Origin of the sequence: Massilia sp. CF038 (genome assembly GCF_900129765.1) — a bacterium.
Lineage (GTDB): Bacteria > Pseudomonadota > Gammaproteobacteria > Burkholderiales > Burkholderiaceae_D > Telluria_A.
Genome location: NZ_FQWU01000003.1, coordinates 441,082 through 450,782, shown reverse-complemented (window position 1 = coordinate 450,782; position 9,701 = coordinate 441,082). Strand labels below are relative to the sequence as shown.

At 58.4% G+C, this 9,701-nt stretch carries 10 protein-coding genes; 7 read left to right on the top strand and 3 right to left on the bottom strand.

Translation table 11 applies throughout. The features are described from left to right. Nucleotides 1-195: 195 nt before the first annotated feature. The 3 genes from BUC24_RS26385 to BUC24_RS21315 all read left to right on the top strand — a co-directional run bounded on the left by BUC24_RS26385 (nt 196) and on the right by BUC24_RS21315 (nt 2,583). Nucleotides 196-1,556 (top strand): IS3 family transposase gene (locus tag BUC24_RS26385; RefSeq protein WP_143167608.1). Its coding sequence is split into 2 segments (ribosomal slippage): nt 196-667 and nt 667-1,556, totalling 1,362 coding nucleotides; the frame shifts between segments, so codons are not numbered across the junction. A 126-nt stretch (nt 1,557-1,682) separates the two neighbouring features. Beyond that, nucleotides 1,683-1,994, top strand: a complete 312-nt coding sequence (gene grxD, locus BUC24_RS21320) for a Grx4 family monothiol glutaredoxin (protein ID WP_073221552.1) — start codon at nt 1,683-1,685, stop codon at nt 1,992-1,994. Continuing rightward, nucleotides 1,987-2,583 (top strand): UbiX family flavin prenyltransferase, encoded by a 597-nt coding sequence (locus BUC24_RS21315; RefSeq protein ID WP_073221549.1) that lies wholly within the window; start codon nt 1,987-1,989, stop codon nt 2,581-2,583. The genes grxD and BUC24_RS21315 overlap by 8 nt, the downstream gene beginning before the upstream one ends. A gap of 57 nt (nt 2,584-2,640) precedes the next feature. Here the strand turns inward: BUC24_RS21315 and BUC24_RS27015 are convergent, their stop codons facing one another. The 3 genes from BUC24_RS27015 to BUC24_RS21305 all read right to left on the bottom strand — a co-directional run bounded on the left by BUC24_RS27015 (nt 2,641) and on the right by BUC24_RS21305 (nt 4,742). Continuing rightward, on the bottom strand, nt 2,641-2,811 hold the full coding sequence (locus BUC24_RS27015) for a hypothetical protein (RefSeq protein ID WP_178372591.1): 171 nt from the start codon (nt 2,809-2,811) through the stop codon (nt 2,641-2,643). 265 nt (nt 2,812-3,076) lie between these two features. Beyond that, nucleotides 3,077-3,511, bottom strand: coding sequence for a hypothetical protein (locus BUC24_RS21310; RefSeq protein ID WP_307188473.1), 435 nt, complete (start codon nt 3,509-3,511; stop codon nt 3,077-3,079). 178 nt (nt 3,512-3,689) lie between these two features. Continuing rightward, nucleotides 3,690-4,742 carry an MBL fold metallo-hydrolase gene (locus BUC24_RS21305; protein ID WP_073221543.1) on the bottom strand — a complete coding sequence of 351 codons (1,053 nt, stop codon included), beginning with the start codon at nt 4,740-4,742 and terminating at the stop codon, nt 3,690-3,692. A 126-nt stretch (nt 4,743-4,868) separates the two neighbouring features. Here BUC24_RS21305 and BUC24_RS21300 point away from each other — a divergent pair, with 126 nt between their 5' ends. The 4 genes from BUC24_RS21300 (at nt 4,869) to BUC24_RS21285 (ending at nt 9,655) form a co-directional block, all read left to right on the top strand. Further along, the gene (locus BUC24_RS21300; RefSeq protein ID WP_073221540.1) at nt 4,869-5,270 is read left to right on the top strand and encodes a MerR family transcriptional regulator; all 402 of its coding nucleotides are present in this window, start codon (nt 4,869-4,871) and stop codon (nt 5,268-5,270) included. A gap of 77 nt (nt 5,271-5,347) precedes the next feature. Then, a complete protein-coding gene (locus BUC24_RS21295; protein WP_073221537.1) occupies nt 5,348-6,532 on the top strand; it encodes an isovaleryl-CoA dehydrogenase in 1,185 nt (394 codons plus the stop codon). A gap of 104 nt (nt 6,533-6,636) precedes the next feature. After that, a complete protein-coding gene (gene aceK / locus BUC24_RS21290) occupies nt 6,637-8,463 on the top strand; it encodes a bifunctional isocitrate dehydrogenase kinase/phosphatase (protein WP_073221534.1) in 1,827 nt (608 codons plus the stop codon). After that, nucleotides 8,456-9,655: an acetyl-CoA C-acyltransferase gene (locus BUC24_RS21285; protein WP_073221530.1), complete on the top strand. Its 1,200-nt coding sequence runs from the start codon at nt 8,456-8,458 to the stop codon at nt 9,653-9,655. The genes aceK and BUC24_RS21285 overlap by 8 nt, the downstream gene beginning before the upstream one ends. The last annotated feature ends 46 nt before the right edge of the window (nt 9,656-9,701 follow it).

Genomic DNA, 9,701 nt, shown 5'->3' with positions numbered 1-9,701 from the left:
CACTGGATGGTCGGCGTCATCAAGTCCGGAACCAGATTCGATCCGCAGCTAGCGCTTGCAAAACTCTAGCTGACACAGTATCTGCGAAGGCGGGGGCCCATACCACTTCTCCGAATTCGGATACATGGCATAGGCCCCCGCCTCCTGAAGTGACCCCTGAAAGTTGGATATCAATCCTAACTTTCAGGGGTTACAGTGAAAACGTATTCTGATCAATTCAAACTAGCTGCTGTGAAGCAGTATCTATCCGGCGAGGCAGGCTTTACAACGCTATCGCGTTCGCTTCTTGTCCCCCGCTCACTTCTGCAGCGCTGGGTCCGATTCTTCAAGATTCATGGTGTCGATGGATTGACTGCAAAGTCAGGACAGTACGACGCGGCGTTCAAACTGTCAGTACTTCAACACATGTGGGAAAATAGTCTCTCCTACGGTGCCGTGTCGGCCGCCTTCGATATCCGGGACCAGGGAGCGGTGCGCAAATGGATCAGTTGCTATCTCAGCGGCGGTTTCGATGCACTTACGCCACGTCCTCCGCACAGACCTAAAAATATGTCCGATTTAAATCCAAAGCAAACTGAAACAGCCGCCGACAATGCATCGCTTACCCGCGAGGAATTGGTTAAAAAGGTTAAACGGCTTGAGATGGAGTTGGCAATTCTAAAAAAGTTCGAAGCCTTGGATCAAGCGAAGCGCGCGGCAACAAAGAAAAAGCGCAAGTAATGCTTGAGCTGAGGCATCAATTTCCACTCAACGATTTACTTAAGTCGGTCCAGCTGCCGCGGAGTACCTTCTACTATCAGCAGCAGGTAGCCACGCGTCCCGACAAGCATGCTGCTTTAAAGCAGTGTATACGCAAGGTCTTTGCTCGGCACAGCGGACGCTACGGCTATCGCCGTGTAACCGAGGCCGTGCGCAAATTGGGCAAGCCTATAAACCACAAGACCATTCAGAACCTGATGGTAAAAATGAACTTGAAATCGGTGGTACGTCCTAAAAAGTACAAGTCGTACAAAGGCGAAGTATCGCTGACAGCTACCAACGTCCTAGCTCGGCAATTTGATGCCAGCACAATGAACCAGAAATGGGTGACTGATGTCACGGAATTCAATGTTGGGGGCGAGAAGCTTTACCTGTCGCCGGTGATGGACCTTTGCAACGGCGAGATCATTGCATATCAAATGGCGCCGAAGCCAACGTTTGATCTGGTCACGAACATGCTCAGAAAAGCGCTGAAAACTTTGCGTCCCGATGACCGCTTGACGCTATATTCAGATCAGGGATGGCACTACCGAATGCCGCTTTATAGGCAACTGCTTGAGCAGCACGGTGTGGTCCAGAGCATGTCGCGCAAGGGGAACTGCTACGACAACTCTCCAATGGAAAGCTTCTTTGCAGTTCTAAAGACCGAGTACTTCCGCCTGAAGAAATTTGCTAGCATCGAGCAACTTCGTGCTGGCTTGGTGCGGTACATCAAGTACTACAATGTTGATCGTATCAAAACAAGACTAGGCGGAATGAGCCCGGTAGAATACCGGACCCAGCTTCACGCAACATAGAAAACGAGCCGTCCAACTTTGTGGGGTCACTTCACTCCGCGAGGGCGATGTACAGGCGGCTTTGCGCCCATCCCCCCGATTTCTTATAAAATGGCGCCATTAATCCATTTACCCCCGAGGCAAGCCATGAGCGATGTACAAACCTGGATCAAGGAAACCGTATCCAGCACCCCTGTGGTGCTGTTCATGAAGGGCACGGCCCAGTTCCCGCAATGCGGCTTTTCCGGCCGTGCGATCCAAATCCTGAAAGCCTGCGGCGTTGACAATATCGCCACCGTCAACGTGCTGGAAGACCCGGAAGTCCGTCAGGGCATCAAGGACTTCTCGAACTGGCCGACCATTCCCCAGCTGTACGTCAAGGGTGAATTCATCGGCGGCTCCGACATCATGAACGAGATGTTCGAATCGGGCGAACTCAAAGCCCTGCTCGATGCCTGATTCGCGCCCGCGGCGGATTATCGTCGCCATCACCGGCGCCACTGGCGCCGTGTATGGCGTGCGTCTGCTGCAGCATTTGTCGGCCACGCCCGGCATCGAGACCCATCTGGTGGTCTCCGATGCCGCGGCCCTCACCCTGCACCAGGAAGTCGACCTGGCCCGGCGCGATGTCGAGGCCATGGCGCACGTGGTGCACAAGAACCGCGATATTGGCGCTTCGATCGCCAGCGGTTCTTTCCAGTCCGATGGCATGGTCATCGCCCCCTGTTCCATGAAAACGCTGGCGTCGGTGGCTCATGGCCTGTCCGACAACCTGATCGCGCGCGCGGCCGATGTGGTGCTCAAGGAGCGCCGGCGACTGGTGATGATGGTGCGCGAAACGCCCTTCAATCTGGCACACCTGCGCAATATGACCCTGGTCACGGAAATGGGTGGGGTGATTTTTCCGCCGCTGCCGGGCTTTTATCAGCGCCCGGCCAGCATCGAGGAAATGGTGGATCACACGGTGGCCCGGGTGATCGATCTGTTTGGCATCGAGCACGCACTCGCGCCGCGCTGGGGCGGGATGAAACAAGCCCCGGATGCATAGGGTGACAGGGGCACTGCCGGCGCGCACGCCGGCGCAATTCGATCACCGCACCCCGCTCTAACGTTTTTCAAACTGCCAGGTATCGGCTTTCTTCATTTCTTTCGCTTCTTCGACCATCCTGCGGTGGGCGATCCGCTTGCGCATGACTTCGGCATGCTGGGCGGCGGTCATCGGTGGAACGGTCATCAGATCTTTGAGCTGCGCGGTGTTGCTGTAGTTACTTTTCATAAGACGGTGAAATCCTCGGCCTCGTTACGTAACAATTTGCCAATGCTGCTGGTACTCTTCGACTATAAGCCACTCCGGGCTTTTGCGCTGCACAATATGCAAACTTGCTGTGCGGAACCACTATGCGAATGGGGTATTGTGCACCACATTCGCGGAAGGGTATTGATTTAAATTAACGTGCGGGTGGATTGTCAATGAGCGGCGTCAAGCCGGGCAGAGCGCGCGTGGCAAGACCGGCGCCTCGCCTGAAGAAGAGGAAATCCTGTTACTTTTGGTTGTTAATTCGCACCAGCATACGAATGAATTCGCGTGCAATTTGTCGATGATGATCGTCCAGACGCTGCAAATCGGCGATTAATTTCACGTCGGCCGACTCGAAACGCGATACCGCGCTGCCATTCTCGGCACTTTGCGCGACATTATCGGCGCCGCCAAAACGCAGCCATTCGGCAGGCACGCCCAGCCATTGGGCGATCATGCGCAGCTTCTCCTGGGTCGGAATAGCCTCGCCAACGAGCCATTTGCGGGCTGCGTGCACCGTAATCGGCCTTCCATCGAAGCGAATGTTAAATTCCCGGGCCAGGCGGGTGGGACTGTCAGGTGAGTAATGGGCGTTCTTCAATGCCTGCTGCAAGCGTTCACTGAAGCTTTCCCGTTCGTTAGATGAATTCATGGGTGGCACTATTTCACGCAACGCCATGAATGTCAGTCGATTGACGCATGAGACCAATTGTGACAAGTTGGTGTTGTCATGTAACAATTGGGCAGCATGTTCAAGCGCTGTTCGTGCACGTTGGATGCGCGATGCGGTGAAGTTCCAGCCCCCAGTCTAGGTCCGGGCGTGCGCGCCAGCGGCCCGCACGATTGTGCGGTTTGGCCTAGATCAGATGAAAACGGATGATGCCATCCTCGCCGGTAACGCGGCGCAAGATTCCGTCGTACCAGAGCTTGTGCAAGTGCGCCAGGGCTTCGCCCAGGGCAAAACTGAGCTGGTGGGTATCGAGCGGACGCCGGAACATGATGGGCACGATGTCCACCGCCGAGACCGGCTGGGCGGCCGCTTGCATCACCTCGGCCAGGCGCGCGGTGTGATGGGCGCGCAGCTGGGCGACGCGGGTATGCAAGCCCCGGAAAGGCTTGCCGTGGGACGGCAACACCAGGGTATCGGCCGGCAAATCGCTGAACTTCGCCAGCGAATCGAGGTACAGCTGCAGCGGGTTTCCTTCCGGCTCCACCGCAAACACCGACACATTGGTCGAAATCCGCGGCAACACCATGTCACCGGAAATAAGTACGTTCAGATCCGCGCAATACAAGGAAGCATGCTCGGGCGAGTGGCCAAAGCCGGTGATCACCCGCCAGCGCCGGGCGCCAATCTGCACCAGTTCGCCATCCTGCATGCGCGCGTAGGCTTGCGGCACGGCTGGCACCAGGGTTGGATAGTAGCTGCGGCGCTCGCCCATCTTTTCGCGCAGGGCCGGGTCCACCAGGCCGTGCCGCTCAAAATGGGGAATGGCGGCAGTGCCATCCACGCCCGGCAAGGCGGCCGCCATCATGCGGGCGAAGCCGTATTCCCCGGTGGTGGCCCAGAACGGTGCCTGGAACCGGCTGCACAGCCAGTCTGACAAGCCCACATGGTCCGGATGGCAATGGGTGGCGATCACGCGCACCAGCGGCTGGCCGGCCATTGCGCCAGCAAAGATCTGCTCCCAGGCAGAGCGCGTGGTGTCGGTGGCCACGCCGCAATCGACCGCGCTCCAACCCGTGCGGCCATCGACCTGGTCTTCCAGCAGCCACAGATTGATGTGGTCGAGCGCGAACGGCAGCGGCATGCGCAGCCAGCCAAGTCCGGGTGCGAGGGGGTGCACCGTGCCGGGTGCCGGCAGGGTCTCGCCAAGAGGATAGTCAAGCTGGGATTCGAGAGGGTTCATACGATCTTTCGTGTTCAGGCGGGCGGCGCACGCTACAATGTGCTTGACGTTGACGTAAACGGAAGCTTATCGGGCAATTCTAAGCGATTCCGGCCGCGTTCCCCCAACCGCCACTTGTTGCCGCCCATGCGTACTTATACCATCGCCGAACTGGCCCGCGAATTCGACATCACGGCGCGTGCCATCCGTTTTTACGAAGACCAAGGTTTGCTCCACCCCAAGCGCGAAGGCGTGGGCGGGCGCAACCGGGTCTACACGGCGCGCGACCGCACCCACCTCAAGCTGACCTTGCGCGGCAAACGTCTCGGGCTGACTTTGTCCGAAATCAAGAGTATCGTCGACATGTACGAGTCGCCCAAGGACACCGTGGCGCAGATGAACCGTTTTCTCGGTGTTCTGGCGACCCAGCGCGCCACGCTGGAGCAACAGCGCGAAGATATCGAAATGGCATTGGAAGAGATCCGCGCCCACGAAGAGGAATGCCAGCGCATGCTGGCCGAGTCCAGCGCCCGGGCAAATGCCAGCTGATAGCACCTTACGTTTACGTAAACGTCAAACACCAGTATGATTGACGCTTCTAATTCTCACCCCCATCGAGGACGACAATGCTGCATCTTCCAGGCCTGACCTTTGACCATGGCGAAGACATCGCCGCGCTGCGCGAAGCAGTGCAACAGTTCGCCGCAGCGGAAATCGCCCCGCGCGCCGCCGAAATCGACCGCAGCGACCAGTTCCCGATGGATCTGTGGCGCAAGATGGGCGACCTGGGCGTGCTCGGCATCACGGTCGACGAAGAATACGGCGGCGCGCAGATGGGCTACCTGGCTCACATCGTTGCCATGGAAGAAATTTCGCGCGCCTCGGCCTCGGTGGGACTGTCCTACGGCGCCCACTCGAATCTGTGCGTCAACCAGATCAAGCGCAACGGTACCGAAGAACAAAAACGTAAATACCTGCCGAAATTGATTTCGGGCGAGCACATTGGCGCACTGGCCATGTCCGAGCCGAACGCAGGTTCCGACGTGGTCAGCATGAAGCTGCGCGCCGACTTCAAGGGTGACCGCTGGGTGCTGAACGGCACCAAAATGTGGATCACCAATGGTCCCGACGCGGACGTGCTTGTGGTCTACGCCAAAAACGACCTGGAAGCGGGTCCGCGCGGCATGACTGCCTTCCTGATCGAAAAAGGCTTCAAGGGCTTTTCGATCGCGCAAAAGCTCGACAAACTGGGCATGCGCGGTTCGCACACGGGCGAACTGGTGTTTGAAGATTGCGAAGTGCCGGCCGAAAACGTGCTGGGCGGTCTGGGCAAGGGCGTCAATGTGCTGATGTCGGGCCTGGATTTCGAACGCACCGTGCTGTCGGGCGGCCCGCTCGGCATCATGCAGGCGTGCATGGATTCGGTGGTGCCTTACATTCACGACCGCAAGCAGTTCGGCCAGCCGATCGGCGAATTCCAGCTCATGCAGGGCAAGATCGCTGACATGTATTCGACCATGATGGCGTGCAAGGCTTACGTGTACGCTGTGGGTCAGGCCTGCGACCGCGCCAAGACGCCGGAAGCGATTCGCAACTTGCGCAAGGATGCCGCTGGCGCCATTTTGTACAGCGCGGAAAAAGCCACCTGGATGGCGGGCGAAGCAATCCAGACCCTGGGTGGCAATGGTTACATCAATGAATATCCGGTAGGACGTTTGTGGCGTGACGCGAAGCTCTACGAAATCGGCGCGGGCACGAGTGAAATTCGACGCATGCTGATTGGGCGGGAATTGTTCGCCGAGACCAAATAAACCACCACATCGCCCTCGCGCAGGCGGGGGCCTATACCACGCTGAACAACTTCGGTAGCGTGGAATAGGCCCCCGCCTTCGCGAGGGCGACGTAGAGAAGCCGCATGACACAAGTTGCTTTCCCCAAGCTGCTGTCTTCCCAGATCGCGTTCGATATCGCGCGCACGATTCTGGACGGCTTCGACAAGCACTATCGCCTGTTCCGCCAGACCAGCCAGACCGCCAAGCGCCACTTTGAAACCGGCGCCTGGACCATTGCCCAGCAAGCCGCGCGCGAACGCATCGGCTTTTACGACAAGCGCGTGCAGGAATGCGTGCAGATTCTCGAAGACGAATACGACAACGGCGAGCTGAGCGACGAAGTCTGGCGCGAACTCAAGCTCCATTACATCGGCATGCTGTCCGGCCATAAGCAACCGGAACTGGCAGAAACTTTCTTCAATTCGGTGTGCTGCAACATCCTGCACCGCACGTATTTCCATAACGACTTCATCTTCGTGCGCCCGGTGGTATCCACCGAGTACATTGAAACCGAGGAACTGGCGCCCACCTACCGTGTCTACTATCCGGCCAAGGACGGTTTGCACTTTGCCCTCAAGCGCATCGTCACCAATTTCCAGCTCGACTGCCCGTTCGCCAATCTGGACCGGGACATCAGCACCGTCGAAGCGCGCCTCAAAGACATATTCGGCAACCAGCCGCTGGAGCCGAATCACCAGATCCAGGTGCTGTCGAGCCTGTTCTTCCGGAACAAGGGCGCTTACATCGTTGGCAAGGGCATCAATGGCAATCGGGAATATCCCTTCATTGTGCCGATTCTGCACAACCGCCATGGCCAGCTGATCCTCGACACGGTGCTGTTCGACCACGAGCAGATCACCATCCTGTTCTCGTTCACGCGTGCCTACTTCTTGGTCGACATGGAGGTACCGTCGGCCTATGTGCAGTTTCTGCGCACGCTCTTGCCGCGCAAGCCGCGCAGCGAGATCTACACTATTCTGGGCCTGCAGAAACAGGGCAAGACCCTGTTCTACCGCGATTACCTGCAGCATCTCAAGCACAGTTCCGACCGCTTTGAAATTGCGCCCGGGATCCGCGGCCTGGTGATGCTGGTGTTTGCGCTGCCATCCTTCCCGTACGTGTTCAAGGTGATCAAGGACTTCTTCCCGCCGCCGAAGGAAACCACGCGCGCCCAGATCAAGGAAAAATACCTGCTCGTCAAGAACCACGACCGCGTGGGCCGCATGGCCGATACGCTCGAGTATTCCAACGTGGCCTTCCCGCTCGACCGCTTCACCGAGGAACTGGTAGCCGAGCTGATGCATTTCGCACCATCGCTGGTGGAATTCGAAGGCGACCGCATCATCATCCGTCACCTGTACATCGAACGGCGTATGGTGCCGCTGAACATGTTCCTCACGAATGCAGAGCAGGCCGGCAAGGATGCCTTGATCGAACACGGTATCGTCGAATACGGCAATGCGATCAAGGAATTGGTGGCAGCAAATATCTTCCCGGGCGACATGCTGTACAAAAACTTCGGCGTGACCCGCCACGGGCGCGTGGTGTTCTACGACTATGACGAAATTGAATACATCACCGACTGCAATTTCCGCGACATTCCGGAAGCGCGCAACGAGGAAGAAGAAATGTCGGCCGAGCCCTGGTATTCGATCGGCAAGCACGATGTTTTCCCGGAACAGTTCGGCCGCTTTTTGCTGGGCAACGCAAAGATCCGCAAGTATTTCATGCAGCACCATGCCGACCTGCTGACGCGCGACTTCTGGCAAGGGCGCAAGCAGCGCATTCTGGACGGCCATATCGAAGATGTGTTCCCCTATCCGCAACACATCCGTTTTTGCAACCAAACCAACACAACCACCCCGGCGGCCCAGCCGCCCATCTATTTGGAGAACCTGAACAATGAATGATCCAGTCGTTATCGTCGGCGCCGCCCGCACCCCAATGGGCGGCTTCCAGGGCGATTTTTCCTCCAAATCGGCCAATGACCTGGGCGCTGTGGCGATTGCCGCAGCAGTCGAACGCGCCGGTGTCGACCCCAAGCTGGTCGAACACGTCTACATGGGCAACTGCCTGATGGCCGGCCAGGGCCAGGCCCCGGCGCGCCAGGCCGCGATCAAGGGCGGCCTGCCTTTGTCCACGGGCGCGGTCACGCTGTCGAAAATGTGCGGCGCTGCGATGCAGGCCACCATCTTCGCGCATGACAGCCTGATGGCCGGCAGCGCCGACGTGATCGTCGCTGGCGGCATGGAATCGATGACCAATGCACCTTACCTGGTGCCGAAAGCACGCGTTGGCTACCGCATCGGCCACGGCATGATGTTCGACCACATGATGTATGACGGTCTGGAAGACGCTTACTCGCGCAACGAGAAAACCGGCGAAGGCCGCTCCATGGGCACCTTTGGCGAAGAATGCGCCGCCAAGTACTCCTTCACGCGCGAAGCACAAGATGCGTTTGCCATCGCGTCGGTCAAGCGCGCGCAGGAAGCGGCCAAGGCAGGCGCCTTCAAATGGGAAATCGCGCCAGTGACCGTCAGCGGCCGTGCCGGCGACACCGTCATCGATACCGATGAAGGCCCGCTCAAGGCCAAGGTCGACAAGATCCCGACCCTGCGTTCAGCCTTCAAAAAAGATGGCACCATCACCGCTGCCTCGTCCTCGTCGATCAACGACGGCGCGGCCGCACTGGTCATGATGCGCGAATCGAAGGCGCGCGAACTGGGTCTGACCGTGATTGCAAAGATCGTCGGTCACGCCACGTTTGCACAGGAACCGAATCTGTTCACCACCGCGCCGGTCGACGCCATGAAAAAGCTGTTTGCCAAGACCGGCTGGAAGGCTTCCGATGTCGACCTGTTCGAGATCAATGAAGCGTTTGCCGTGGTGCCCATGGCGGCCATGCACGACCTGGATATCCCGCACAGCAAGGTCAATATTCACGGCGGCGCCTGCGCACTGGGCCACCCGATTGGCGCCTCGGGCGCGCGCATTATCGTGACCCTGCTGGGCGCCCTGAAGAAAACCGGCGGCAAGCGCGGCGTGGCATCGCTGTGCATTGGCGGTGGCGAAGCGACGGCCATGGCAATCGAGATGGCGTAAGACGCGTCAGAGAAACACCCACATCGCCCTCGCGCAGGCGGGGGCC

What these genes read in the sequence shown, in the direction of transcription:
- grxD (WP_073221552.1), top strand. Translation starts at nt 1,683, where the DNA reads ATGAGCGATGTACAAACCTGGATCAAGGAAACCGTATCCAGCACCCCT.
- BUC24_RS21315 (WP_073221549.1), top strand. Translation starts at nt 1,987, where the DNA reads ATGCCTGATTCGCGCCCGCGGCGGATTATCGTCGCCATCACCGGCGCC.
- BUC24_RS27015 (WP_178372591.1), bottom strand. Translation starts at nt 2,811, where the DNA reads ATGAAAAGTAACTACAGCAACACCGCGCAGCTCAAAGATCTGATGACC.
- BUC24_RS21310 (WP_307188473.1), bottom strand. Translation starts at nt 3,511, where the DNA reads ATGGCGTTGCGTGAAATAGTGCCACCCATGAATTCATCTAACGAACGG.
- BUC24_RS21305 (WP_073221543.1), bottom strand. Translation starts at nt 4,742, where the DNA reads ATGAACCCTCTCGAATCCCAGCTTGACTATCCTCTTGGCGAGACCCTG.
- BUC24_RS21300 (WP_073221540.1), top strand. Translation starts at nt 4,869, where the DNA reads ATGCGTACTTATACCATCGCCGAACTGGCCCGCGAATTCGACATCACG.
- BUC24_RS21295 (WP_073221537.1), top strand. Translation starts at nt 5,348, where the DNA reads ATGCTGCATCTTCCAGGCCTGACCTTTGACCATGGCGAAGACATCGCC.
- aceK (WP_073221534.1), top strand. Translation starts at nt 6,637, where the DNA reads ATGACACAAGTTGCTTTCCCCAAGCTGCTGTCTTCCCAGATCGCGTTC.
- BUC24_RS21285 (WP_073221530.1), top strand. Translation starts at nt 8,456, where the DNA reads ATGAATGATCCAGTCGTTATCGTCGGCGCCGCCCGCACCCCAATGGGC.